This is a genomic window from Rheinheimera sp. (assembly GCF_030690345.1).
GTDB lineage: Bacteria > Pseudomonadota > Gammaproteobacteria > Enterobacterales > Alteromonadaceae > Alishewanella.
In genome coordinates this window covers 1,015,274-1,040,858 of record NZ_JAUYGV010000006.1, presented here as the reverse complement: position 1 = coordinate 1,040,858, position 25,585 = coordinate 1,015,274, and the positions used below count along the sequence as shown (strand labels likewise).

Here is a 25,585-nt window from a genome sequence, read left to right as displayed (position 1 = left end):
TATTTATCATCACTACAGCATAACCAGCATCCGGACGGGCGACAAGAACTAGTTTATATCCGCATGATACAGCGTCTTAATCCAGCGCTCTTCAGTGATAAAATTCCAGTGCCAACTCTGCCATTGCTCGCCCAGGCCTTGCTCTACAGCCTGCAGCTCCGTCATGCCGGCGGCTTTATAACCCTGCACTATGGCCAGGGTTGCTTCCATCATATCTAGTGAGCGCTGCACACCGGCTTTGTCCGTCAGTTGGCCATGGCCAGGGATCACTTTAGTCTGAGCGTTCAACATACCAATCAAGGTCCGGGTGTTATCGATATAGCCTTTCACCGAGCCACCATTACTGACATCAATAAACGGGAAACGACCCTCAAACAGTAAGTCGCCGAAATGCACTGCATTGGCCTGCTCAAACCAGACCACAATATCACCATCGGTATGGCTTGGCGGCATATAGTCCAACCTTACGGTTTGGCCGTTCAAATGTAAGCTAAGTTGCTCACTGAAAGTGGTTTTGGGTAAGCCATTACGCGGAAATTTTGCATCTTGCGATAAACGGCTGAGCACCTTGTTGTGGGCAATAATATCGATATCTGCTGCCAGTGCGCTGTTGCCGCCAACGTGATCGCCGTGTAAATGCGTATTTACCAGCGTAGTTAACGCCGTATTGTTGCTTAACTGCTTGAGCTTTGCTTTTATTTTGTCTGCCATTTCAGCATACTGTGCATCAACCAACAGCACCTTATCGCCAGCCATCAGGCCGGCCATATTGCCTCCGGCACCAGACAGCATATACAGGTTGTCTGCCAGTTTAGTTTCCTCTACCTGCACATCTTTAAAGCGGTCTGCCTGTAACGGCGCAGCTGCCAGCAGCAACGCCAGCATAGTGGTTAAGCTAAGTTTCATTGAGTGTTATCCCCAGATAAATTTGGCCAGAAATACCAGCGCCAATATCCAGACGCCGACGGTAGTATGTTGCAGCTTACATGTTAGCAAACATAACACAGCGTAGCTGATAAACCCCATTCCAATACCGTCTGATAAAGTAGAAAAGCCGGCATCAGGCCGGCTTTAATTATTATGCTTAAGGTATAACGGTCAGATAATTTTATTCTGCTGCCAGAACTTCTCTTTATCCAGCCGTTTTTGCCGTTTTTCACAGGGTTTATCGCAATCACAGGCTTTTTCGATACCAATTTCGCCTAAGCCACCGCAGCTGCCGGCAATCGTTTTACGCTGCACCAGGTAGCCGATAGCCATAGCAACGACAACCAGTAAAAACAAACCGAAGGTGAACAAGAAAATCGTCATATAAGCTCCGTTATTCGGTTAAGTAAGGCTTAAAAGCAGACGATGTCAGCTCAGTAAAGCCGTCATCTGTTTTCACCACCAGCAATACAGCAATAGCATGTTGCTCAGCAAATGCCAGCGCTTCCTTCTCGTTCATAACGTTCAATGCGGTAGCATAGCCATCTGCTGTCATGCACGACGGGTGCAACACTGTTACCGATACCGTACGGTTATTGATCGGCTTACCCGTGCGCGGATCAAGTAAATGCGAGTAGCGTACACCGTCTTCTTCAAAATAGTTGCGGTAGTCACCCGAGGTAGCAACACCCATATTACCCGGCACCAGAATACGCTGCACGGCACGTTCGGTGGTTACCGGTTTTTCAATCGCAATTTTCCACGGCTGTTGTTCAGGTTTAGTGCCCTTCAACCGCATTTCACCGCCTATCTCAACCAGATAATTATCGATACCGTTTTGCTCCAGCAAGGCCGCAACCTGGTCGACGCCAAAACCTTTGGCAATTGGTGATAAATCTACCGCCAACGCCGGCTCCGCTTTGCTTAAACCTGCTGTATTCAGGGTCAGCTTGTTATAGCCTACCACGGCGCGGGTTTGCGCTATTATCGCATCTTCCGGTACATGCTCTATACGGCCACGGGCTCCAAAGCCCCACAGCTCAACCAGTGGCCCTACGGTAACATCCAGCACGCCTTGCGTCTGCTGCGCAATACGCAGCGCTTCGGCTACCACAGTGCGCGTTTGGCTTGACAGCGGGAAGGCACTGCCATCCGTGTGACGGTTAAAGCGCATCAGCTCCGACTGTGGCCGGTAGGTCGACATTAAGTCATTAACCAGTTCCAGCTCAGCATCAATTTGTTGCTGTAACTGCGCACTGTCTACCTCTGTGTCGCTGTAAAACTTAACCACATAGTAAGTGCCCATGGTATTGCCGTTTAACTGATATTGTTCAGTTACCGGTTTGGCAGGGCTGCAAGAAACTAAAATGGCCAGCCCGATAAGAGCCAGCCAGTTTTTCAGCAAAGAAACACCAGACATAAGAGTTCCTGATAGCAGAAGGGGCAACCTGTTACGGTGCCCCTGCCGGTTTACTTTAACTGTTAGCCGCCGAAGTCGTCTAACAGAATGTTGTCATCTTCTACGCCCAGGTCTTTGAGCATATTGATAACCGCTTTGTTCATCATTGGCGGACCGCACATGTAAAACTCACAGTCTTCAGGTGCTTTGTGGTTTTTCAGGTAGTTTTCATAAATTACGTTATGAATAAAACCAGTGTAGCCCGTCCAGTTATCTTCCGGTTGCGGATCAGACAACGCAACATGCCACTCAAAGTTGTCGTTTTCTGCTGCCAGCATGTCGAAATCTTCAACATAGAACATTTCGCGCTTAGAGCGGGCGCCATACCAGAAGGTAATTTTACGCTTCGATTTTAACCGGCGCAGCTGGTCAAAAATGTGTGACCGCATTGGTGCCATACCGGCACCACCACCGATAAACACCATTTCAGCTTCGGTTTCTTTGGCAAAGAACTCACCAAACGGCCCGGAAATAGTCACTTTATCGCCTTCTTTCAGGCTCCAGATAAACGAAGACATCTTGCCGCAAGGCAGTGTCAGGTTATTTGGCGGCGGCGTAGCAATACGCACGTTGAGCATAATAATGCCTTCTTCCGACGGATAGTTCGCCATTGAGTAAGCGCGGATAGTTTCCTCGTCTACTTTTGACTCCAGACTGAAGAATTTAAAACGCTCCCAGTCACCACGGAACTGTTCAGGGATTTCAAAATCCTTGTATTTGACGTGGTGCGCCGGGGCTTCAATCTGAATATAACCACCGGCACGGAACGGCACAGACTCGCCATCTGGGATCTGCAATTTTAACTCTTTGATAAAGGTCGCTTTGTTATCATTAGAGATAACAGTACAGTCCCATTTTTTGATGCCGAAGATTTCCTCTTCAACTTCAATTTCCATATCGGATTTTACGTTAACCTGACAAGACAAACGGCAACCTTCGCGCGCTTCACCTTTGGTAATGTGGCCCAGCTCAGTTGGCAGGATCTCACCACCACCTGATTTCACGTGCACCCGGCACTGACCACAAGAACCACCGCCACCGCAAGCAGACGATAAGAAAATACCTTTATCTGCCAAAGCGCTCAGCAGTTTGCCACCGGCCTTTGTTTTAATAGCCTTGTCCGGATCACCATTAATACTGATGGTGATCTCACCCGATGCCACCAGTTTCGACTTAGCTACCAGAATAATTACCACTAATGCCAGAACCATCAGGGTAAACATGCCAACGCCAAGAAATATGTCTAAATTTTCCATCTTCTGTGCCTTTACCCCTTTACAGTGAAACGCCGGAGAAAGACATAAAGCCTAACCCCATTAAGCCAACCATTAAGAAGGTAATACCCAGACCACGTAAACCATGTGGAATATCTGCGTATTTCAGCTTCTCACGAATACCTGCCAGCAAGGTAATTGCCAACATCCAGCCAATACCACTGCCCAAACCAAACACTACGCTTTCGCCGAAGTTGTAATCACGCTCAACCATAAAGGCCACGGCACCGAAAATAGCGCAGTTCACCGTGATTAACGGCAGAAAGATACCTAAGGCGTTGTACAGCGCCGGGAAAAATTTATCTAAAATCATCTCCAGAATTTGTACTAAAGCAGCGATAACACCGATATAGGTCAAAAAGCCAAGAAAGCTTAAATCTGCATCAGGGAAACCTGCCCAAGCCAGCGCGCCAGGCGCTAACAAATTTTGGAAAACCAGGTTATTTACCGGTACAGAAATGGCCAGTACTACAGTAACCGCGACACCCAAACCAAATGCCGTAGTAATTTTTTTCGATACAGCGATAAAAGTACACATACCGAGGAAGAAGGTCAGCGCCAGGTTTTCAATAAACACTGCGCGAACAAATAAGCTTATATAGTGTTCCATTTACAGCTCCTTATGCCTTCTCAACCTGCTCGGTACGGAAAGTACGCAGCAACCAAATCAGGCCGGCAATAATGATAAAGGCACTTGGCGGCATTAACAGCAAGCCCATTGGCTGATACCAGCCACCGTCTTTTACCAGTGGCATAATTTCAACACCAAACAAGGTGCCTGAACCACCCAACTCACGGATAAAGGCAACAGTCATTAACACTGCGCTATAACCTAAGCCATTACCGATACCATCAAGGAAGCTGATGCCAGGCGCACTTTTCATTGCAAAGGCTTCAGCACGGCCCATTACGATACAGTTGGTAATAATCAGACCAACAAACACTGACAGCTCCTTGGCCACATCGTAGGCAAAGGCTTTCAGCAATTGGTCTACCACTATTACCAAAGAAGCAATAATGGTCATTTGCACGATAATACGCACACTGGATGGAATGTGATTGCGGATTAACGAGATAAAAAAGTTAGAAAAAGCCGTAACCAAAGTTAGTGCAATACACATAACCAGGGCTTTATCCATCTTAGTGGTTACCGCTAACGCAGAGCAGATACCCAGTACCTGCAACGCGATAGGGTTGTTGGCAAATACCGGGCCAAACAGAACCGTTTTAATTTCTTTTGCGTTAGCCATTGTTTAATGCTCCGTCGCGAACTTTAGCCAGGAATGGGGCAAAACCCTTAGCACCAGCCCAGAAATCGAAAGTGTACTGCACGCCGTTACTGGTTAAGGTAGCACCAGACAGGCCGTCTACTTCAAAGGCAGAGTCAGCACTGGCATTGCCGGGCTTAACCACTTTAATAGCCGGTGCGCCGGATTGGTCCAGCAACTTCTTGCCTTCGAATTGCTCTACCCATTTCGGATTTTGCACTTCACCACCTAAGCCGGCCGTTTCGCCCTGCTCGTAGTAATTCAGACCTTTAATAGTAGTGCCATCAGCACCCAGCGCTAAAAACGCATGCATGGTTGACCATAAACCATAGCCATGAATTGGCAGCACTATCGCCGACAGCTCACCAGACTCTATGCCGTTGTTATAGGCCAGATATATCGGGGCAATATTGGCACGGCTTTTAATCGAGGCTAAGTCTTCCTCACCGGATAAGCGCACGCTTTCCTGTGGGTCTTTCATAAACTTGCGGTAATCATAGTTTGCCGGCTTTTCAACAAAGCTGCCGGTATCCAGATCGACAAAGCGCTCTTCTATGTGCTTGCTGTACAGCTGTTGAATATCGCTGCCGGACAATAAGCCAGTTACTGCCAACACGTTTTTCTGTGAGTCCAACAGCTTGTTTGCTGTCTGCTGCGGCCGTAACTGTACGGCTGCAGTAGACACGATAACTGCACAGACTAAACATAAAGAGATGACTACGATCAGCGTTTTGCTGATGCTATCGTTATTACTAGACATTACGTGCCAGCCTCCGCTTGATATTGGCCTGAGCCACGAAGAAATCGAATAATGGTGCGAACAGGTTCGCAAACAGTATGGCTAACATCATACCTTCAGGGTATGCCGGGTTAACGACACGGATCATTACCACCATAAAGCCAATCAGAATACCGTATGCCCATTTACCCTTATCGGTAAAGGAGGCAGACACCGGGTCAGTTGCCATAAAGAACATACCGATAGCAAAACCACCCAGCACCAGGTGCCAGTGCCACGGCATGGCAAACATGGCGTTAGACTCTGAACCAATAGTGTTAAACAGATAAGCAGACAGCACCATACCTACCATCACACCGGACACAATGCGCCAGGAGGCAATACGGAAGTAAATCAGGGCTAAACCGCCAATTAACAGCGCTAATACAGAGGTTTCACCAACAGAGCCCGGAATAAAACCATAGAATGCATCCAACCATTGCTGTGAACTTGCTGCCCAGCTGTAGTCCAGTTCGCCGGCGGCCGCTTTGCTTAACCAGGTTGCGCCGGAATAACCATCTGCAACTGTCCATACCGCATCACCGGAAATTTGCGCCGGATAAGCAAAGAACAGGAAAGCACGACCAGCCAGTGCCGGGTTTAAGAAATTACGACCGGTACCGCCAAATACTTCTTTAGCAATTACCACGCCGAAGGTAATACCTAAGGCAACCTGCCACAGCGGAATAGTGGCTGGCAGAATTAATGCAAACAAAATTGAGCTGACAAAGAAGCCTTCATTAACTTCATGCTTACGCACTGAAGCAAATAACACTTCCCAGAAGCCACCAACAATAAAGGTAACGGCATAAATAGGCAGGAACCAGACGGCGCCATACCACATTTTACTGCCCCAACCGGACTCAGCAGTCAGCTCGCCACCAAGCAGGTGATAAATAGCGACCTGCCAGGTATCAGGCGTGCCAAAACCGGCCTGCAGCGCAACAACCGCCTGATGGCCAATATTGTACATACCGAAGAACAAAGCCGGGAATAATGCCAACCAAACAAAAATCATGATCCGCTTTAAATCGATACTGTCACGCACGTGAGTACCGTTTTTAGTTACAAGACCAGGGGTGTACAGCACAGTGGCAACGGCTTCATACAGCGCATACCACTTCTCATACTTACCGCCTTTTTCAAACGACGGCTCAATGCGCTCTAAAAAATGCTTCAAACTCATGATTAGCCTTCCTTCTGAATGGTAGTCAGGCAGTTACGCAAAATGGTGCCATAGTCGTACTTGCCCGGACAGACAAAGGTACACAGCGCCAAATCTTCTTCATCTAACTCCAAACACCCCAAAGACATAGCACCGTCAGTGTCACCGGACACAATGTCACGCAACAACAGCGTAGGCAGAATATCCAGCGGCATTACGCGCTCGTAGTTGCCGATAGGAACCATGGCACGGGCAGAGCCGTTGGTGGTGGTGGTCATATTGAACAGACGTTTCGGGCTCAGATGCGATAAGTACGCACGGGTTACCGAGAACTTAGTGCTTCCCGGAGCAATCCAGCCGAGGAACTCTTTGTCGTAGCCTTCAGCCAATACAGACACCTGAGTGTGAAAACGGCCAATATAACCATGCACGCCATGCGCAGTAGAACCGGACAACACTGAACCTGAAATAGTACGGTTTTTACCGTCGCTCAGTTCACCGGCTGTCAGCTCGCTGGTAGAAGCACCCAATACCGTTTTGACTAAACGTGGGTTCTTCACTGCCGGGCCGGCCAGCGCAATTACACGCTCACTGTGTAATTCACCGGTAGTAAATAGCTTACCAATGGCAATAACGTCCTGATAACCGATATGCCATACCACCTTCTTCGCGCTGACAGGGTCCAGCAGGTGAATATGAGTTCCTACCAGGCCAGCCGGATGCGGGCCGTCAAATTCCGCCACTTCCGCTTTGCTGATAGCAGGCACAGCTGCACCGGCTTTTTTGCTCAGGTACAGTTTACCGTCGGTTAACGTCGCTAATACCGTTAAACCCTGAGTAAAGGCGTCGCTGTCAGCGGCAATCACGACCGCAGGGTCGACTGCCAATGGGTTAGTATCCATGGCATTGACGAAAATAGCGCGTGGTGTACTGTCAATAGCCGGCGTCTGGCTGAAAGGACGGGTGCGCAGCGCAACCCATAAGCCGGAATCAACCAAATTCTGCGTCACTTGTTCACGGCTTAAACCGGCCAGCTGATCAGCAGCATATTTGTTAAATTGCACCGCATCGCTGCCTGCAGCTTCAATCACTACAGATTGCAATACCCGTTTGGCGCCACGGTTGATTTCTTTTACAGTTCCGGCCAGTGGTGCAGTAAATTTAACGCCGGGTGTTTTCTTATCTTCGAAAAGCACCTGACCTTTTTTTACCGTATCGCCAACTTCAACTGACATAGTCGGACGCATACCAATAAACTCTTCGCCTAATACAGCGACAGTGTTAATGGTATTGCCCGCACTGATCTCTTGTTTAGGACTGCCCGCGAGGGGAATGTCCAAGCCTTTTTTGAGTTTTATCATACGTACTTGCACTACTATTTTGGGAAGAAACAGGGCCTGGTTTTTCAGCTACGCAGCGCGCAGCGCATCAGGTGGTTATTATCAGAACAATGCCTGTTTATTTTTACACCGGATACACGTATTAAAGTCGCGGATTCTAGCATTAATACAGCCGCCTATCTATGCTATTGCACAAATTTTCCGGCAAACCAGCCGATGAATACTGCACTTTAGCTTACCGGCTAACTAAGCGACGCAATTGGCATATTGCTGCAAATTTTAGTCAACTTTAGCTAATTTGCGAATACCGCCTAAACAAAAGCCGCCAGATGGCGGCTTTGCAATTTTACGGTGCAATATTAGCCAAAGGCACCAAAGGTGAAACATCAGCATCATAGTCTACATGTGCATAGCCAAAACCAAACAAGCGTAAAAACTCATTATGGTAGCCTTTGTAGTCGGTCAGGGTATCAATAGTGTCAGTGGTGACCTGACCCCACAGCTCTTTTACCGCTTGTTGAATATGCGCACTCAGCTCTTTACCGTCCATGCGTAAACGGCCGGCGTCATCCAGAATGGGCGTGTTGCTGTATAAGCCCTGACGGAACAAACCGTTAATTTGTTCAATACAGCCCTCATGCGTGCCTTCTTCTTTCATCACGCGATATAACAAAGAGATATACAACGGCATAATAGGAATAGCGGAACTGGCCTGAGTCACCAACGCTTTTAATGACGCCACATAAGCTTTGCCTTTTTTATCAGCCAGTTGCGCAGTAATGGCCGCGGCAGCACGGTCCAGGTCTTCTTTGGCTTTACCGATAGTGGCTTTGCCGTAGATAGGCCAGGTTAACTCTTTACCGATATAAGTGTATGCCACGGTTTGGCAGTTATCGGCTAACACGCCGGCAGCATTTAACTGGCTTAACCAGCGCTCCCAATCTTCACCGCCCATTACTTTTACGGTTTGATGAATTTCATCATCGTTGGCCGGCTCTACCGACACTTCTTCAATTTCCCGCTTGCTGGTGTTCAGCGTTCTGGCGGTGTAAGACTGGCCGATAGGTTTCAGTACTGAACTGAATATTTCACCACTCACCGGGTCTTTACGCCGCGGCGCTGCCAAGCTGTATACCACTAAATCAATTTTACCCATTTCGCTGCGGATAATATCAATGGCTTGTGTTTTTAACTCATCAGTAAAGGCATCACCGTTAATATGTTTGTTCCATAAACCGGCGGCATTGGCAGCTTGTTCAAACGCCGCAGTGTTATACCAGCCGGCCGACGCGGTTTTACTCTCTGTCGGTTCTTTTTCAAAGAAAATACCTAAGGTTTTAGCACCGGAGCCAAAAGCGGCGGTAATACGTGACGCCAGGCCGTAACCGGTAGAGGCACCAATCACCAATACATTCTTCGGACCATCAGCCACCGGGCCGGCGTTTTTGACATAGTCAATTTGTTCTTTTACATGTTCGGCACAGCCGACAGGATGAGCGTTAGTACAGATAAAACCACGAATTTTCGGTTGAATAACCATGACAGCTCCTGCTGTTGTCTCGACAAAATTGACGCTAGTGTAAAACTTTACCGCAGAAAACAGGTCTGATCAGCCGTTTTTGTTTATTTAACCGCAGTACACAGAAAAAAAGCGTCACACGGACGCCTTTTCAGTTTTGTCGGTTTTACTGCCTCCATAGCAGCGTGGTGACGTCGGTGGCTTTTCGGCATAGTATTCATACCACTCTGACGGCGTGTAAGTATGTAACGCCAGGGCGTGAATTTTTTCTGCCAGTTCCTCTGCGACTACAGCATTAACGGCGCGATGACGCTGTAATAAGCGCATGCCATCAAATTGCGGTGTAACAATGACCACCTTAAAATGCGACTCTGAGCCTTGTGGCACATTGTGCAGATGGCTTTCGTTTACCACATCAAGGAACACAGGATCAAATGCACTAAGTAACTTCTGTTCAATAGCGGTATGAATCAACATAGCCTTTATCCTTATTTATTCCTTCAATTAACTCTAGTTGTCGCCAATGAAGTTGCCAGCGGCTTTTCGTGTCAAGAAAAATAACACCGGCTAACGGGCTGGGCGGCTTACAAAAAATAATTTTGTCTAACCCGCGCTGTTGATATAACGAAACGTCAAATTTACCCGGCTGTCCGTTACCCGGCTTTGTTTCGGTAGCCGGTGCAGCCAGTGTTGTTGGCAACCATCCGCCATCAACAGCAGGCTGCCGGGGGTTAAATCCAGTGCCAGCTGCCAGGCCTGACGGCGGTGTTTCAGCTCAAAACGCCGGGTTGCGCCCAAACTCAGCGACGCAATATAAGGATCCGGCCCCAGCTCGGGCTCGTTGTCAGCATGCCAGCCCATATGTTGAACGCCGTTTTGGTACCAGTTGAGCAACACGCAGTTAAACGGTAACTGCAAAAAGGCGCTGAGCTGTTGTGCTAACAGTTGCACCTGCGGCTGCCAGGGCTGCGGCATAAAAGTAGTACCGGAATAGCGGTAGCTGCAATGCGCATCGCCCATCCATACCTGAAGCCGCGGAATAGTAACCGCTTTGCCAAACATCATAATACTGTCTTGTGACCAATTCAGTTGTTGCTGTAATTGCTGCTGTAAATCACCGCCTTGTTGCCGGTCAAGCCAGTCCGGCCACAACATTACCGTTGCATCCGGCAGGTTGAACTGCTGCGCGTTGCTTTGACGAGTGTCGCTTTGCCGGTTGTCGCTATGCCACTGTCGTGTCAAAATGCTCATCTTATTTCACTATCCGTGCCACTATGAATACCACTTTTACTTACGCTCATGGCAGTTTGCAATTATACCGCTGGCCGCTTAATCAACCTAACAGCAGTTTGCAAGCCTGGGATGCCGCTGACGAATTGTTGCTTCAGCATACGCAGGAAGCGGCCACACAGTTTAGCCAGCAGCATAAACGTGAACCTAAGCTACTGATAATCAATGACAGCTTTGGTGCTTTGTCCTGCGCTTTAGCGCAATATGCCCAAGTGCAGATTAACGACTCACTGCTGGCACAACAAGGCACAGTATATAACCGCCGGCAAAATGGGCTGGATTTAACCACACTGCAACAGCAGTCCAGCCTGGCACCTTATCCGCTGGCACCGGACATTGTACTGCTGAAACTGCCGAATAATCACAGCTATCTGCAGTATATTTTGCAGCAACTGGCCGGCGTAGTGACACCAGACAGTATTATTTTGGCCAGTGCCAAAGCTAAAGATATTAACCGCAATGTGCTGGCGTTGTTTGAGCAAACATTAGGTCCGGCCAGCGCGTCATTAGCAGTAAAAAAGTGCCGGCTGATAAGTTGCACCTATAACGCCGCGCTGCAGCAACAGACGCAGAACAGTTTCCCGCTGCGCTGGTCACTGGAGCAGAGCAGTTATAATGTAGTAAACCATGCTAATGTGTTTTCGCGGGAAAAACTGGACCAGGGTGCACGTTTCTTTCTACAGCATTTGCCAACGCTGAGCGCAGAGCAAACCGTGATTGATCTGGGCTGTGGCAATGGCGTACTGGGTTTACCCCTGCTAAGCAAAGACACCGCCATAACTATGCTGTTTTGCGATGAATCTTACATGGCAGTTGAATCGGCCAGACAAACCATCAGCGAAAATTTACCGGATAAACTGGCACAGTGCTGCTTTATTGTTGATGATTGCCTGAGCCAGCAAGCTGATAAAAGTGCTGATTATGTATTGTGTAACCCACCGTTTCATCAACAGCACGCAGTAACCGGACATATTGCCAGCCAGATGTTTAGTGACGCCAAGCGAGTATTAAAACAAGGCGGCCATCTGCGTATTGTCGCTAACCGCCATCTTGGCTATGCCGACAGCTTACAACGCTTGTTCGGCAATTGCCGCCAACTGGCAGCAGATCCTAAGTTTGTTATTTTAGAAGCTATCAAAAGGAGTTAATCATGCGCTATTTAGCTATGCTGGCACTGGTGTTGTTGGCCGGTTGCAGCAGCACGAGGCCAGGCTTTATTTTGGCGCCGCAAGTATTTGCGCCGCAGTCCAACCAATTGCAACAAAGCCGCTTTGCCTTTACTGTCAGTGATGAGCGCGGTTTAGCCTACACCCTGCGTATTCAAGATGGTGACAAGGTTGAGCAAATTGCTACCAGCAATGACCTCACCGGCCAGCTGCAACAGAACCTGGCGCAAGCTCTGCAAGAGCAAGGCGCTAATCTGGACGCCGGTAGCGACGTGCAGGTAACGGTTAAAATTGCTCAGTTACAAGCCCTGGTCAACCAACGCACACTGGAGCATACGGTAACAAACCAGGTTGCGTTAACCATTCAGGTACAGCATCCGCAAGGTAGTTTCAGCAAAACCTATTCCGGTGACAGCAGCTTTACAGCGCCGTTTAAGATGGATATTGCCGCTGTTGAACGCGAACTACGTGTACTGACCGAGCAAGTGATAACCCAGCTGTTACAGGACAACAGCTGGCACCAGGCTTTACGGGGGTAAGATGCGCTATTATCTGTACGGATTAATCTTACTGCTGAATGTTGCTGCGGCGCATGCCGGGCAATTTTTACAACCAAACAATCTGTTTCCTAAAGTACGGATTGTAACCTCGCATGGCGACATTGAGGTAGAGTTGGACCGCAGCCGTGCTCCGCTTAGCGTGAATAACTTTCTTAGCTACGTAAAACATAAGCGCTATAACAATACCGTGTTTCACCGGCTGGAACCGGAATTTGTGCTGCAAGGTGGCGGCTATGATGCCGGCTATAAACCGATTGAAGAGTTAAAACCGGTGTTTAATGAATCAGGTAACGGCTTAAAAAACCAGTTTGGCACTATTGCCATGGCACGCTTAAACGACCCGCATAGTGCCACCAGCCAGTTTTATTTTAATCTGCAGGATAACCCCAGCCTGGATCCGGGCCGGCGTTGGGGTTATACCGTATTTGGCCATATTAGCGCCGGCGAAGAGGTTATTGAAAAAATTCGCGCAATTCAAACAGATACTTCGGTTGAATTAGGCTGGCCTAATGTGCCGGTAGAACAAGTGCTGATAAAAACCGTACTGCTGCTGCCAGAGCAGTAAAACCCGCTATACTTGGCTTAACAGTGTTAACTCAAAGGTGCTGTTAAGTCAGGTTATGGCAGACACATTTATCGAACAAAAATCACAGCAGTTGGTTTTTTATATCTCCCGTTATTTCCGTGGCCGCTTACCACACAGTGAGCTGCATCTGTTTGTCTGGGACACTCTGGAAGAGTGGGCACAGCTGAGCAGCGGACTGCAACTACCCTACAGCCCCCGCGAACGCGTGTTCTGGCATTTAATTCATCAACTGGAGTTTTGGCCGGACTGCACCTTACGCGAAGACAAGCTGTTACGCAGAAATATCCAGGATTGCATCTGTTACCTTAAAGGCCACGGCGTAGCGCCACCGAACTGTGTTGGCGTGCGGCCATAAACACTTGACCCAAACCCACTGACAGGTAAGCTACAGCAACTTACCGCTGTTTTCGGGTGTCGTTTTGCCTCATTACCTTGCCTGGCTGAAAAGCCTGAACATTTACTGCCAACGCCGGGTGTTAGCTATTTTTGTGCTCGGTTTTTCCAGCGGATTGCCACTTATGCTGGTATTTGGTGTGTTGTCGTTCTGGTTGCGCGAAGCCGGCGTGTCGCGCGCTGACATCGGCTATTTTAGCTGGGTCGCGCTGGCGTATGCGATAAAATGGTTGTGGTCGCCATTGGCGGATCATCTGCAAATCCCTTTTTTACATCACAAGCTGGGCCGGCGCCGCAGTTGGTTACTGGTATCACAACTGGCGGTTATGCTGGCAGTGCTGTGTATGGCCGGCATGGACCCACAGCAGGAGCTGGCGCTGATGGCCGCTTTTGCGGTACTGCTGGCCTTTGCATCAGCCACCCAGGATATTAATGTTGATGCCTTTCGTATTGAAAGCGCACCAGAGCATCTGCAGGCAGTATTGGCTGCCGCCTATTTAACCGGTTATCGCCTGGCGATGATATTGGCCTCTGCCGGTACACTCTGGTTAGCTGCGCTGTTTTCCGGCGCTGAAGGCTATGATTTGACCGGCTGGCAGCGGGCGTATCTGGTCATGGCACTGTGTATGTTACCAGGCATACTAACAACCTTACTCAGCAAGGAGCCGTTGAGTAATTTGCAGCAACACTACGCAACACAGGGCTCTGTATTGCAACGCTTTGCCGCCTGGTTACGCCAGGCAGTAGTAGCGCCTTTTATCGATTTTTTCAGCCGGTATAAATGGCATGCTTTGCTTATTCTGGCGTTGATCGCTTGTTATCGTCTTACCGATATCGTAATGGGCGTCATGGCCAACGCCTTTTACGTTGATATGGGTTATAGCAAGGAAGAAGTGGCGAGTGTATCAAAAATTTATGGCGTGATAATGACGCTGATAGGCGCGGCCCTGGGTGGTGTGTTAATTAACCGCTTTGGCACAGTACGGATTTTGTTTATCGGTGCTTTACTCAGCGCAATAACAAACCTGCTGTTTGCCGCGTTAAGTCAGATTGGCTATGACCTTGCTTGGTTAACCTTAATTATTTCTGCCGATAACCTCAGTGCCGGTATCGCTACCAGCGCCTTTATTGCTTATTTGTCTTCCTTAGTTAATCTGGCTTTTACCGCAACGCAGTACGCCATGTTCAGCTCATTGATGTTGTTGCTGCCTAAGTTTACCGGGGGCTTTTCCGGCCATTGGGTAGAGCAAATGGGCTACGGGCCGTTTTTTGTTATGACAGCTCTACTGGGGCTGCCGGCACTGCTGCTGATAATAGCGCTGGCAAAGTACAAGCCGATAAAACAAAACGCCGCTGATTAGCGGCGTTTTGTTATCAGTCAGGCTGACAAAACCTGCTTTAACCCTTCCGTGGGGTCAACATCCAGAGCCTGGCAATAGCGAACGTATTCAATCACGTCCAACCGGCGCTCCTGGTTTTCAACTTTGCCGATAAATGAATGCGGTGTCCCTAAAATTTCTGACAGACTTCGCATGGTATGCCCTTTTTCCTGGCGCTGACGCTTCAGCCAGACACACAGACGCTTATTTTCATCAGAAATAACGCTTTTTGTACCTTTCATGTTTTTTTCTTCTCCCAGCGTGTTACGCTTTTATTATGTAAAAATACTTCCTGCAAAAATTCCAAACCTTATTGCCAGCGCAATAAGCAATAAAAAACGGTTAATTAAACCACAGGATGCGACGAGCGTACAGCTACAAGCGTTAAAATCTGTAATCAGACTTTACACTTGATTTTAGTAGCCGGCCCGGCGATAAAATTTGTCCGCTGTACCACTACGGTGACGACGACCAAACCGATGAGAGAAAAATGATTAAATTACTGTTCTTAGCGCCCTTAGTGATGTGTGGAGCCTGGTATTGGTACTTACAACAGCATGGCTGGAGTTTGAAACAAGGCCGTAAAGGCTTTGCTTATATCATTGGCTTTAATGTGGCAATTGCACTGAGCTTATGGGGAATTATGCTGCTGACTCAGCGTTAAACAGAGCACAGCAGCAGGATTTACGCAGCGGTGTAAAGGCTTTCATGTATTTTTATATTTACAAAAAGCACATGAATTTAAACAGAAAATGATGAACCGCAGCCACAAGTGGTAGTGGCATTCGGGTTTTGCACAATAAAGCGACTACCCTGTAAGCCTTCAGTGTAATCGACCACGCCGCCCATCAGATACTGCAGGCTCATTGGGTCTACTACCATCGACACACCTTGCTTCTCTACCACAAAATCACCGTCATTAACTTTTTCATCAAAGGTGAAGCCATACTGAAAACCGGAACAACCGCCACCGGTGATATAAACCCGCAGTTTCAACTCAGGGTTTTCTTCTTCACTCACCAGTAACGCCACTTTTTTTGCTGCGGCTTCAGTAAATTCAATTGGTACAGCTGGTTCTGACATAATAACTCCGCAGGTTTAACTAAGGCGCAAATTATCTAATACCTGACTGTTTTATTCAAGTATTAGCCGTCTTTGACGCTTAATAGTTATGACTTATTACAATTAAGCTGAATAGTCAGCAACTTATGTTAAACTCTTAGTTAATTATTACAGGTACTATGGCTTATGCAGCGCTGGCAGAAATGGCTTCCGTCTTTGCAACGTCGTTTGGCGCTGCCACAAACCTCACTGCAGCTATGCATCCTGGGCATGCTGGGTGGCCTTGCCGCGGCCATTTTGATTATTCTGTTTCGTCTTGCTATTGTCGGTATCCAAAGTATTTTTCTGGTTCGTAGCGACGACTTTTCCACTGTCAGTGCCGATATCCGCTGGATGTTACCATTGGGCGGCGCCGTGCTTATCGGCCTGCTAGCCTGGATTACCGGCTATAAACATTACCGGCTGGGTATTCCTTTTGTGATCCATCGCATTAAGCTGAAATACGGCATGATGCCTACCCGCAATACTATTAACCAGTTTTTCGGCGGCATTCTGGCGTTGGCCAGCGGTTTCTCTGTTGGCCGTGAAGGCCCCTCTGTGCATTTGGGCGCCTATGGTGCCAGTACCTTAGGCAAGTACCTTAAACTGCCCTACAACAGTATCCGTATTCTGGCCGGTTGCGGTATTGCCGCCGGTATTTCTGCATCATTTAATACGCCGCTGGCGGCAGTTATTTTTGTGATGGAAGTGGTACTGCGGGAATACCGTGTGCATGTGTTTATTCCTATTATGCTGTCCTCTGTGGTCGGGGCTTTGGTCACACAAAGCGTATTTGGCAGTGATAAAGAGTTAGCCCTGCTGAATATCGTTGCCATCAGCGGTTGGCACCTGCCCTATCTGGTGCTGTGCGGTATCGTATTTGGCGCCATTGCCTTTGTGTTTAACAAAAATATGATGCGCTTAATCAGGCTGTTTAAAAACTGGCCGCTATTACTGCGCTTAAGCCTGGCCGGTGTGGTTACTGCGGCAGTAGGTTACTTGATCCCGCATGCGATGGGGGCGGAAACCGGTGCCATCTTTTATGCGGTGAATGCACCGAACGATGTCGCCCTGCTGCTGACGATCTTTATCGGTAAGATGTTACTGACATTATTCGCTTTGGGTTTGGGTGTGCCGGGCGGCGTAATAGGCCCGGTCTTTGGTATCGGCATAGTGCTGGGTACTTTACTGGCCATTATACCGTCAGCCATTATCGGCGATAACAGCATAGCCGGCACCTATGCCGTATTGGGTATGGCCGGTTTAATGGCCGCCACCATGCATGCTCCGTTGGCGGCATTAGTGGCGGTGATGGAGCTGGCGCATAACCCGGGCATTATCGTGCCGGCGATGCTGGTGATCACCACGGCTTATATCACCGGGGTACAGTTTTTCAATAATAAGTCGATTTTCTTGCTGCAGCTCGACTTCCTGCAAATGCCGTACAAGCTGTCCCCCGCCGATGATGTATTGCAAAAAGTAGGCGTGCTGGCATTGCTGGATAACCAGTATCAATTGCTGGATAATCCGGACGAGCAGCAGGTACTGCAAGCACTGGATAAACTGGAACCGCCACAACAGTTGTTGGTGCAACGTCACAACGATACCGGCAATGAGTATGTGCTGGCAAGTTACGATGTGCAGTTATCGATGACCGGTGCCAGTGCGGTACAATATTTACCGCTGCAGGGACTGAACCATCAGGCCACCATGGCAGAGGTATTCGCCATTTTGGAAGATAAGCGTGAAGGCGCGGTGTATATTTACCGCGAAGAAGAGCCGGCGCAGCTGATAGGCATTATCCGTTGGGACCAGGTACGCAGTTTATTAGTAAAGCAGAACAACTTATTATGACAAGCATTCTTGTATACAAAGCCTTACATGTGTTTTTTATGGTGGCTTGGTTTGCCGGCATTTTTTATCTGCCGCGGCTATTTGTCTATCATGCATCAACTAAAAGCCCAGACTGCGATGCTGAGTTTAAAGTGATGGAACGGCGTTTGCTGTACTTCGTTACGCCTTTCGCTGTGTTAACGCTGCTGTTTGGTGTATTGCTGATTTACAGCTACGGCGCTGCCTGGTTTAAAGCCAGCAGCTGGTTACATTACAAGTTAGTGCTGGTATTGCTGCTGTATGTTTACCATGCGTACTGCTTTAAACTGTTAGCGGATTTTAAACACAACCGTAACCGGCGCAGCCCACGTTTTTACCGCATTTTTAATGAAATGCCGGTACTGATTTTATTGGCGGTAGTATTGCTGGCATATCTGAAACCACTATAGCGCCGCATTCGCTTTTGGCGGCCGTTTTCGCGTATAATGCTGCCGTTTATTGCCGGTTCCGGGCCGGATCCGGCCCGGGTTAATTCTCAGCGAAAAGAGCACTGATTATGAGCTTTAAAGGCGAACACATCCTCTCGGTAAGCCAGTTTGATCGCGACACCATTCAACATGTTTTTGATATTGCCCGTAAGATGCAGCCTTATGCCAGCCGGCAAAAACGTACCAAAGTGCTGGAAGGCGCTATATTAGGTAACCTGTTTTTTGAACCCAGCACCCGTACCCGGGTCAGTTTCGGCTGCGCGTTTAACTTACTCGGCGGTGAAGTGCGTGAAACTACCGGTATGGAATCGTCAGCGTTATCGAAAGGTGAATCGCTGTTTGATACCGCCCGCGTGATCAGCAGCTACAGCGATGTTATCGCTATGCGCCATCCGCAGGCCGGTTCGGTAGCCGAATTTGCCTTAGGCAGCCGTGTACCTGTGCTAAACGGCGGTGACGGTGCCAACGAACACCCAACCCAGGCTCTGCTGGATTTGTTTACCATAGAGCGCGAGCTGGCCTCCTCCGGTCAGAGTATTGATGGTATGCATATCGCTATGGTGGGGGATTTAAAGTTCGGCCGTACTGTGCATTCATTATCTAAGTTGTTAAAGCTGTATAAGAACCTGCGCTTTACGCTGATTGCGCCTAAAGAACTGGCGATGCCGGACGAAATTGTCAGCGCCATAGAAAATACCGGTCATCAGGTGACTATTACTGATGTGCTGGAAGGCAACCTGAACGCTGATATTGTCTACCAAACGCGGATCCAGGAAGAGCGTTTCCCGTCGAAAGCCGAGGCCAACTTATATCGCGGTAAATTTCGCTTAAACCAGGAAATTTATACCCGCTACTGTAAATCCAACACCGTGATTATGCACCCGCTGCCGCGTGACTCACGGGTAGAAGCCAACGAGTTGGATAACGATTTAAACCTTAACCCAAACCTGGCCATTTTCCGCCAGGCCGACAACGGTATTCTGGTGCGCATGGCGCTGTTTGCCTTAACCCTGGGTGTAGACAACATTATTACCAACTATGAATGCGCCGTGCCCTGGTACAGCAATAAGCACAGCGGTTAACATGGCCGCCGGCTGATTCTTCTTAATTATCGGAAACTGATTTATGTCTTTATCTGCAGAACTGTTCCAACGTGCCCAGCACACTATTCCCGGCGGTGTAAATTCCCCCGTGCGCGCTTTTAAAAGCGTGGGTGGTACTCCGGTGTTTATCGATCGTGCCGACGGCGCTTATCTGTTTGACGTTGATGGCAAGCGCTACATTGACTATATCGGCTCCTGGGGCCCGATGTTGTTGGGCCACAACCATCCGGCGATCCGCAATGCGGTAATTGAGGCCGCCGCCAAAGGTTTAAGTTTTGGCGCGCCCTGCCCGGCTGAAGTGACTATGGCCGAATTGGTGAGCAAACTGGTACCGTCAATGGAAATGGTACGGATGGTAAGCTCCGGCACTGAAGCCACCATGAGTGCTATTCGCTTAGCGCGTGGCTACACCGGGCGTAATACTATTGTTAAATTTGAAGGCTGCTATCACGGCCATGCCGACTCGTTGCTGGTAAAAGCCGGCTCAGGCGCTTTAACCCTGGGCGTACCGAATTCGCCAGGCGTACCGGCCGATTTTGCCAAATACACACTTACCAGCGAATTTAACAACCTGCCGCAGCTAACGCAGCTGTTTGCAGAGCACGGCAGCGATATCGCCTGTATTATTGTGGAGCCGGTCGCCGGCAATATGAACTGTATTCCACCGGCTCCGGGCTTTTTACAAGGCTTACGTCAGCTGTGTGATCAGTACGGTGCAGTATTAATTTTTGATGAAGTTATGACCGGCTTTCGTGTCGCACTGGGCGGGGCTCAGGCGGTGTATAACGTGAAACCGGATTTAACGACTTTAGGTAAAATTATCGGTGGCGGCATGCCGGTAGGCGCCTTTGGTGGCAAACGCGAGATTATGCAGCATATAGCGCCGTTGGGGCCGGTGTATCAGGCCGGTACCTTATCCGGTAACCCTATTGCCATGGCGGCCGGTTTAGCCGCATTGACAGAAATCAGCAAACCCGGTGTATACCAGGCGCTAACTGAAAAAACAGCGTTTCTGATCAGCAATTTAAAAGCGGTTGCTGATAGAAATGGCGTACCACTGGCAACCAATCAGGTGGGCGGCATGTTTGGTTTCTTCTTTACCAAAGAAGCAACTGTTACCAACTTCTCCCAGGCAACACAGTGTGACACCGACGCCTTTAAACGCTTCTTCCACCTGATGCTGCAACAAGGTATTTATCTGGCGCCATCTGCTTATGAAGCCGGCTTTTTATCGCTGGCGCACAGTGATGATGACCTGGCGCAAACTATTGCCGCCGCAGAGCATAGCTTTAAACAGCTTTAACGGCGGTTTCGTAACCAGACAATATCGGTATCGTACGGCCGCTGCCGTACGATATAACCTGGCCCGCTGCCATCACTGTATATAGCCACCGGCACTTCCTGTCCTGTGTTTAACAACGGTGTAGTTTGCTGCGATAACCAATCAAAGCGAAAAATGGTATGGTTATCTCCCAGCCAATAAATACCACTGCTATCACTAAACCATTGCTCTGCACCTGTGCTGCGCCAATCAATTTGCACCGGTAAAAGATGTAACTGGTGGTCCGGTGTCATTAACGCCAGCGCAGTTGAGTCGGCAAACTGCAGCACCAGGGCGTGCTGCGGACCGCAACGCACATCAGTTACATTGTCCGCCAGCGCTACGCTGCTGTTTTCAGCCATTAACTGCCAACCGCTGTCGGTCAAAGTGGTCCAGTACAGCACATTATCGCAGCTGGCATAGCGCCCTATGGCGGTGTCAGGCATCGGCAGATAAGATATTAAATGACCTGAATCCAGATCAATCCTGTACAGTACCGTATTAAGCAACACCAGTAACTGTTGCTGATGCCAAAACAATTGTTGTATTTGTTGCCGCTCTGTCAGCTGAGTCAGTTGGCGGCTGTCGCGCCCTTCGGTTAACCAGATTTGACCGTGCCCTGCCCGCTCAGACACATAAGCCGCAGCGCCATTATCACTGAACACCGGCAAGCGCTCGTTACGGTTGCTCATATGCCAGGGCAATAGCCGGATGCCTCCGCTATTTGTGTCTCTGACTGCGCGCAAAATATCGGTAGTGTAATCCAAAAACTGGGTGGCTAATACCTGACCAGGGTAACGCGATGCCTGTATCAGATCGCGCGTTAGCCGGCCTAAACTCTGTGTATTGTGTGATTTCAGCTCAAAAATCAGTAGCTCTTGCTGTGCGGCAGACAACAGTAACTGCTTGTTATCCCACCAACTAAATTGCGTAACAATATAAGGGAAACGCGCTAACACCTCCATCCGGCCATCGGGTAGCTGCAGTTGCAGCAAGGCAGAATGATTCATGGTTTCTTCGGCCAGTAAATACAGCTTGTCATCACGCAGCAATAACTGTGATATATAGCGCCAGCTCCCCGGCAGTGTCAACAACCGCTCTGCGGTCTGCCCCGGGCGGCCTTGCATCAACTGCAACTGCTGTGTTTGCGCATCTCTGTCAAGCCACAGCAAGCTGTCTTGCCACAGCACTGCGCCCTGAGAAACAACCTGCTGACAAGACCATAGCGGCTCAGGTAGCTCAATAGCAGGCAGCAATCGCTGACGGTAGAAATAGCAGCTGCTTGTGCTGCTGTCGGCCCGGAACACAATATGCTGTGCGTCCAGCCACAGTGCCTGTGACAGGTTACGGTACTTTTGTGTTAAATGTTCTATGCGCAGATCAGTCAGATTCTGCACGCTCCAATTCAGCTTATTACTGTCTATCGGTTTATGTTGGTACAACACATGAGAGTGATCGGGATACAGTACCGGCCAATACTCCTGCCCGCTTAATGCACTGATTGGTGTAATCGTATCCGGCAGTTTAATCAATGGGGCAGCGGTGTAGGTAGCCAAAACATATGCCAGGCTGGCACCACCGAGAATTAATACTGCCGCCGTGGCAACAATAAAGCGCCAGGCTTTACGTGGTTTGCCGGCAAAACTAACAGCTGCTGCATCGGTAAGCTCAGTCAGTGTATCTGCACTGTCTGCGACAGCTAAACTGATGTCCTGTAATGTCACCGGCACAATAGCGGCTAACCAGCGGTAACCTTTTTTTGAAGCCGTCTCAATATAAACCGGTGCCCGAACATCGTCGCCCAATACCTTGCGCAGCGCCCCCACAGCGCGCATTACTGCGGCATCTGTGCCTTCATCGGCCGGCCAGACTTTCTCAATCAAGGTATCTTTTGCCAGTAAAATATTGGGATGCAGTAAAAAGTAATTCAGTAAACTGTGTAACCTGGGTTCCAGGCGGATCATGGATTCAGCCTGTGCAGTAGTATCAACCGGCCACAGCTGACCGTAGATCACCTGATAATACCAGTCTCCAATTTGTACCACAGGGTCCAGATTTGACATTAAGGTCCGCCCGACAATTGACTGTCGGGTCGGATTATACCCTAACTATAAGAAATGTTTAGTGTTGCTGTATCAAGCACAAAAATCAGGCTGATTTTTCTTCCTTAACGCTGCGTACATCTCTGGTAGCGTCTTTTGGCTCTAAAGCAGGGCTGTATATATCAGGATCTCCGCACGCCGGGAACCAACCGCATGCAATAACTTCATCCGAAGAGGCGTCCTGCGAGTTTAAAACCAGAGTCACAGGAGCAGACAGTACAGAGATTGAGAAAATGGCTAACGCAAATTTAGTTGCTTTCATGGTTCTACCTTTTAATGTTGATTGCCTTCGCATCCAACATTAGAAGTAAAACAACTAATCTAGCTCGATGAATTTAATATAAATTTTGGATAAATTCTCTACTGAAGCTCAATTTTAGCTATGTCGAAATCGCCCCGCACGGCTTCTAATATATATACAAAGCGCTCATCAGCAGAGACGCTGAACCGACTATGATACAAATAGTCTACTGACACCGCATCCGTTACTTTCTTATCGTCAAAACTATAAAACTTCAGTTTATATTGAATACTGTCTATCAAATAGGTGAAATAGATACCCCGCTCTTTCGCCTGAACTTTTAGCCACAGTTGATCTTCTGGCAGTACTATCGGTATTTCCTCCACTCTGCTCTCTTCATTCCAGCTGATGTAAAATTTTTTGCTGACAGCATCACGCCAAACACTGTAATTTTTATCATAGCTCTCAATATAGAGCTCTCTGCCCTCAGCAAATACTTTCGGCTCTAACAAATCGCCGCTCAAATCGTGACTCATTATATGCCAGCGACCATTTTTAGATTCTGCATAAAAAATTGACTTACCATCACTACTCCAGCCGGGTGAACTGATAAGGTTATCACTGGCACTGGATAGCATTTTCGGCATTTCATTTTCCGACAATAGCCAAATTTCATTGTTAATTTGAGCAACCAGAGAGTGACCATCGGGAGAGAATACCAAACTGCGAAAGCGCTCATTTTTGTCAAAGTGAGTAATCTGTTTTTGATTACCATCTGCATAGAACAGCCAGACTTGCGGTAAACCTGAGCGGCGTGAAACTACTGCCGTAGGCCCGGTAATTATGGGATTAGCTTCCGCCAGTGTTTCATTTCGGTTAGAACTGAACACTGTCTCCTGCGCAAAGCTGCTCCCGGTTATCAGGTTAGGTACTTTTCTAATATTTACATGAGCAAAGTTACCGACTGTCGCTACAATAGCGCCACGGCTGCTCATTTGTACTTCCAGCGCATTGAAATCGGTATACGCAATTATGCTGGATTTAGCCGTAGCAACATCTATTTTGCTCAAGGCCGTTGGTGCCGAAGGATAAATAATTGCTTTATCTTCCAAATCCCAATCAACATTACCGGGAAGTACATCTGTTACCTTTACCAACATATTGATAGCACGGCTTGACATATCAAGCACCCATATTTGGGCAGAGCCTGCAGCATCACGTAAAAACACCAACTGGTCGCCCTTACGCGAGAATCTGGCAGCATAATCGCCAAAACTACTTGGCGGTGGTACTGTTAACTGTTCAGATGCGCCACCATTGATGGGCTTCAGCATAATGACCATTTGCTTTTGCTCACTCATAGAAGGGTAAGCAATATAATTCCCATCTGGTGACCAGCTGATACGCGACGAGACTGAATTATCCCCGCACTTCACCAACGTTTCGTCACTGGCAGCGTAAAAGTTGCTTAAATCCAAATGCATCAATCTTATCTCGCAGCCACCATCAGGGTACATCCGGTGATAAGCAATCCGGTTACCATCGGGGCTAAATGCGGCACCAAAACTACTGAATGAAGGCTCTGTGAGTTGCGCTCTTTTATGTTCCTGCAAATCTTGTAACATCAACACAGTGACATTTTCGTCTTCAGGGCTGGCGTAGCTGTATACCAGATATCGCTCATCCACAGAAATATTGTGATAGAACTCTAAACCATCCAGAGAAGTGACGGGTGTATACCGCAACATAGGTACTGTTGCCTTGATGTCTGATTCAACTTTATCGGTAGCTGAGAACCACCAGCTCAGCAACATTACCAGCAATGCAACAATAGCGCTGACAAGCAACCAGGGTTTATTGCTGCGTTTTTTTACCTGTGCTGCAGTAATGCTAACTGCCGGTTCATCAGCGTCTTGTGACGCTTGCGGCACTATCGCCGACACCGGCGCAATAAAGCGATAGCCGCGTTTGGGAATGGTTTCGATATAGCGCGGTTCGCGGGTGTCATCACCCAGTGCTACACGCAATACGCGGATAACCCGGGTTACGCGACCATCCGACACATCACGAATGCCCCATACGTCCAGCAGTAACTCGTCTTTGGTAACCAGCTTACCGGCATGCACAATAAAATAATTTGCCACTTTTTGTGACAAGTTATCCAGGTCAGCCGTGGCAATAATCTTACCCTCAGGGTCAAACTGCACCAGTTTGTCCTGCTCGGGTAAATATTGCCAGTCTCCTACCTGTAACGGGCTGTCGGGTTTTAGCGCCATAACGTCAGACAATCGC

Annotated in this window: 27 protein-coding genes; 10 read left to right on the top strand and 17 right to left on the bottom strand. The window is 48.5% G+C overall.

Features of this window, described 5'->3' with window-relative positions; all coding sequences use genetic code 11:
* Positions 1 to 48: 48 nt before the first annotated feature.
* From Q8O77_RS09290 to Q8O77_RS09235, 12 genes are all read right to left on the bottom strand, one after another.
* Positions 49 to 906 (bottom strand): MBL fold metallo-hydrolase, encoded by an 858-nt coding sequence (locus Q8O77_RS09290; RefSeq protein ID WP_305552580.1) that lies wholly within the window; start codon positions 904 to 906, stop codon positions 49 to 51.
* A 192-nt stretch (positions 907 to 1,098) separates the two neighbouring features.
* Positions 1,099 to 1,311 carry a (Na+)-NQR maturation NqrM gene (gene nqrM, locus Q8O77_RS09285; protein WP_305552579.1) on the bottom strand — a complete coding sequence of 71 codons (213 nt, stop codon included), beginning with the start codon at positions 1,309 to 1,311 and terminating at the stop codon, positions 1,099 to 1,101.
* Positions 1,312 to 1,321: 10 nt separating this feature from the next.
* Positions 1,322 to 2,347 (bottom strand): FAD:protein FMN transferase, encoded by a 1,026-nt coding sequence (locus Q8O77_RS09280; protein ID WP_305552578.1) that lies wholly within the window; start codon positions 2,345 to 2,347, stop codon positions 1,322 to 1,324.
* Between the two features lie 62 nt (positions 2,348 to 2,409).
* A complete protein-coding gene (gene nqrF, locus Q8O77_RS09275) occupies positions 2,410 to 3,642 on the bottom strand; it encodes an NADH:ubiquinone reductase (Na(+)-transporting) subunit F (RefSeq protein ID WP_305552577.1) in 1,233 nt (410 codons plus the stop codon).
* A gap of 19 nt (positions 3,643 to 3,661) precedes the next feature.
* Positions 3,662 to 4,270, bottom strand: coding sequence for an NADH:ubiquinone reductase (Na(+)-transporting) subunit E (nqrE, locus tag Q8O77_RS09270; protein ID WP_305552576.1), 609 nt, complete (start codon positions 4,268 to 4,270; stop codon positions 3,662 to 3,664).
* Between the two features lie 10 nt (positions 4,271 to 4,280).
* Complete coding sequence (locus Q8O77_RS09265; RefSeq protein ID WP_305552575.1) at positions 4,281 to 4,910, bottom strand: NADH:ubiquinone reductase (Na(+)-transporting) subunit D; 630 nt, start codon at positions 4,908 to 4,910, stop codon at positions 4,281 to 4,283.
* Positions 4,903 to 5,688, bottom strand: a complete 786-nt coding sequence (locus Q8O77_RS09260) for a Na(+)-translocating NADH-quinone reductase subunit C (protein WP_305552574.1) — start codon at positions 5,686 to 5,688, stop codon at positions 4,903 to 4,905. The genes Q8O77_RS09265 and Q8O77_RS09260 overlap by 8 nt, the downstream gene beginning before the upstream one ends.
* Positions 5,681 to 6,892: an NADH:ubiquinone reductase (Na(+)-transporting) subunit B gene (locus Q8O77_RS09255; protein WP_305552573.1), complete on the bottom strand. Its 1,212-nt coding sequence runs from the start codon at positions 6,890 to 6,892 to the stop codon at positions 5,681 to 5,683. Before Q8O77_RS09255 ends, Q8O77_RS09260 begins: the two co-directional genes overlap by 8 nt.
* A 2-nt stretch (positions 6,893 to 6,894) precedes the next feature.
* Positions 6,895 to 8,232, bottom strand: coding sequence for a Na(+)-translocating NADH-quinone reductase subunit A (locus Q8O77_RS09250; protein WP_305552572.1), 1,338 nt, complete (start codon positions 8,230 to 8,232; stop codon positions 6,895 to 6,897).
* A 325-nt stretch (positions 8,233 to 8,557) separates the two neighbouring features.
* Entirely contained in the window at positions 8,558 to 9,751 is a 1,194-nt protein-coding gene (fabV, locus tag Q8O77_RS09245) for an enoyl-ACP reductase FabV (RefSeq protein ID WP_305552571.1), read from the bottom strand.
* A 114-nt stretch (positions 9,752 to 9,865) separates the two neighbouring features.
* On the bottom strand, positions 9,866 to 10,207 hold the full coding sequence (locus tag Q8O77_RS09240) for a BolA family transcriptional regulator (RefSeq protein ID WP_305552570.1): 342 nt from the start codon (positions 10,205 to 10,207) through the stop codon (positions 9,866 to 9,868).
* A 126-nt stretch (positions 10,208 to 10,333) separates the two neighbouring features.
* Positions 10,334 to 10,981, bottom strand: coding sequence for an alpha-ketoglutarate-dependent dioxygenase AlkB (locus Q8O77_RS09235; protein ID WP_305552569.1), 648 nt, complete (start codon positions 10,979 to 10,981; stop codon positions 10,334 to 10,336).
* 23 nt (positions 10,982 to 11,004) lie between these two features.
* Between Q8O77_RS09235 and Q8O77_RS09230 the strand changes: the two genes are divergently transcribed.
* The 5 genes from Q8O77_RS09230 to Q8O77_RS09210 all read left to right on the top strand — a co-directional run bounded on the left by Q8O77_RS09230 (position 11,005) and on the right by Q8O77_RS09210 (position 15,086).
* Complete coding sequence (locus Q8O77_RS09230) at positions 11,005 to 12,168, top strand: methyltransferase (protein WP_305552568.1); 1,164 nt, start codon at positions 11,005 to 11,007, stop codon at positions 12,166 to 12,168.
* Between the two features lie 2 nt (positions 12,169 to 12,170).
* On the top strand, positions 12,171 to 12,725 hold the full coding sequence (locus tag Q8O77_RS09225) for a YajG family lipoprotein (protein WP_305552567.1): 555 nt from the start codon (positions 12,171 to 12,173) through the stop codon (positions 12,723 to 12,725).
* A gap of 1 nt (position 12,726) precedes the next feature.
* Positions 12,727 to 13,311, top strand: a complete 585-nt coding sequence (locus Q8O77_RS09220; RefSeq protein WP_305552566.1) for a peptidylprolyl isomerase — start codon at positions 12,727 to 12,729, stop codon at positions 13,309 to 13,311.
* Positions 13,312 to 13,366: 55 nt separating this feature from the next.
* Entirely contained in the window at positions 13,367 to 13,687 is a 321-nt protein-coding gene (locus tag Q8O77_RS09215; RefSeq protein ID WP_305552565.1) for a hypothetical protein, read from the top strand.
* A 64-nt stretch (positions 13,688 to 13,751) separates the two neighbouring features.
* Positions 13,752 to 15,086 (top strand): AmpG family muropeptide MFS transporter, encoded by a 1,335-nt coding sequence (locus Q8O77_RS09210; protein WP_305552564.1) that lies wholly within the window; start codon positions 13,752 to 13,754, stop codon positions 15,084 to 15,086.
* A 17-nt stretch (positions 15,087 to 15,103) separates the two neighbouring features.
* Here Q8O77_RS09210 and Q8O77_RS09205 read toward each other — a convergent pair whose 3' ends face one another.
* Positions 15,104 to 15,346 (bottom strand): helix-turn-helix domain-containing protein, encoded by a 243-nt coding sequence (locus Q8O77_RS09205; protein ID WP_068232674.1) that lies wholly within the window; start codon positions 15,344 to 15,346, stop codon positions 15,104 to 15,106.
* A 248-nt stretch (positions 15,347 to 15,594) separates the two neighbouring features.
* Between Q8O77_RS09205 and Q8O77_RS09200 the strand changes: the two genes are divergently transcribed.
* Positions 15,595 to 15,768: a hypothetical protein gene (locus Q8O77_RS09200; RefSeq protein WP_305552563.1), complete on the top strand. Its 174-nt coding sequence runs from the start codon at positions 15,595 to 15,597 to the stop codon at positions 15,766 to 15,768.
* 77 nt (positions 15,769 to 15,845) lie between these two features.
* On the opposite strand, the gene erpA is transcribed toward Q8O77_RS09200, so the two are convergent.
* Positions 15,846 to 16,187, bottom strand: coding sequence for an iron-sulfur cluster insertion protein ErpA (erpA, locus tag Q8O77_RS09195; RefSeq protein WP_371133459.1), 342 nt, complete (start codon positions 16,185 to 16,187; stop codon positions 15,846 to 15,848).
* Between the two features lie 165 nt (positions 16,188 to 16,352).
* Between erpA and Q8O77_RS09190 the strand changes: the two genes are divergently transcribed.
* The 4 genes from Q8O77_RS09190 to hemL all read left to right on the top strand — a co-directional run bounded on the left by Q8O77_RS09190 (position 16,353) and on the right by hemL (position 20,932).
* A complete protein-coding gene (locus Q8O77_RS09190) occupies positions 16,353 to 18,059 on the top strand; it encodes a chloride channel protein (protein WP_305552562.1) in 1,707 nt (568 codons plus the stop codon).
* On the top strand, positions 18,056 to 18,487 hold the full coding sequence (locus Q8O77_RS09185; RefSeq protein ID WP_305552561.1) for a CopD family protein: 432 nt from the start codon (positions 18,056 to 18,058) through the stop codon (positions 18,485 to 18,487). The genes Q8O77_RS09190 and Q8O77_RS09185 overlap by 4 nt, the downstream gene beginning before the upstream one ends.
* Positions 18,488 to 18,594: 107 nt before the next feature.
* Positions 18,595 to 19,608 carry an aspartate carbamoyltransferase gene (locus tag Q8O77_RS09180; protein WP_305552560.1) on the top strand — a complete coding sequence of 338 codons (1,014 nt, stop codon included), beginning with the start codon at positions 18,595 to 18,597 and terminating at the stop codon, positions 19,606 to 19,608.
* Between the two features lie 43 nt (positions 19,609 to 19,651).
* Positions 19,652 to 20,932, top strand: coding sequence for a glutamate-1-semialdehyde 2,1-aminomutase (gene hemL, locus Q8O77_RS09175; RefSeq protein ID WP_305552559.1), 1,281 nt, complete (start codon positions 19,652 to 19,654; stop codon positions 20,930 to 20,932).
* Here the strand turns inward: hemL and Q8O77_RS09170 are convergent.
* The 3 genes from Q8O77_RS09170 to Q8O77_RS09160 all read right to left on the bottom strand — a co-directional run bounded on the left by Q8O77_RS09170 (position 20,929) and on the right by Q8O77_RS09160 (position 25,581).
* On the bottom strand, positions 20,929 to 23,013 hold the full coding sequence (locus Q8O77_RS09170) for a winged helix-turn-helix domain-containing protein (protein WP_305552558.1): 2,085 nt from the start codon (positions 23,011 to 23,013) through the stop codon (positions 20,929 to 20,931). The two genes, hemL and Q8O77_RS09170, sit on opposite strands and share 4 nt — an antisense overlap.
* An 85-nt stretch (positions 23,014 to 23,098) precedes the next feature.
* On the bottom strand, positions 23,099 to 23,314 hold the full coding sequence (locus tag Q8O77_RS09165; RefSeq protein ID WP_305552557.1) for a hypothetical protein: 216 nt from the start codon (positions 23,312 to 23,314) through the stop codon (positions 23,099 to 23,101).
* A 98-nt stretch (positions 23,315 to 23,412) separates the two neighbouring features.
* Positions 23,413 to 25,581, bottom strand: a complete 2,169-nt coding sequence (locus Q8O77_RS09160; RefSeq protein ID WP_305552556.1) for a winged helix-turn-helix domain-containing protein — start codon at positions 25,579 to 25,581, stop codon at positions 23,413 to 23,415.
* Between the last annotated feature and the right edge of the window lie 4 nt (positions 25,582 to 25,585).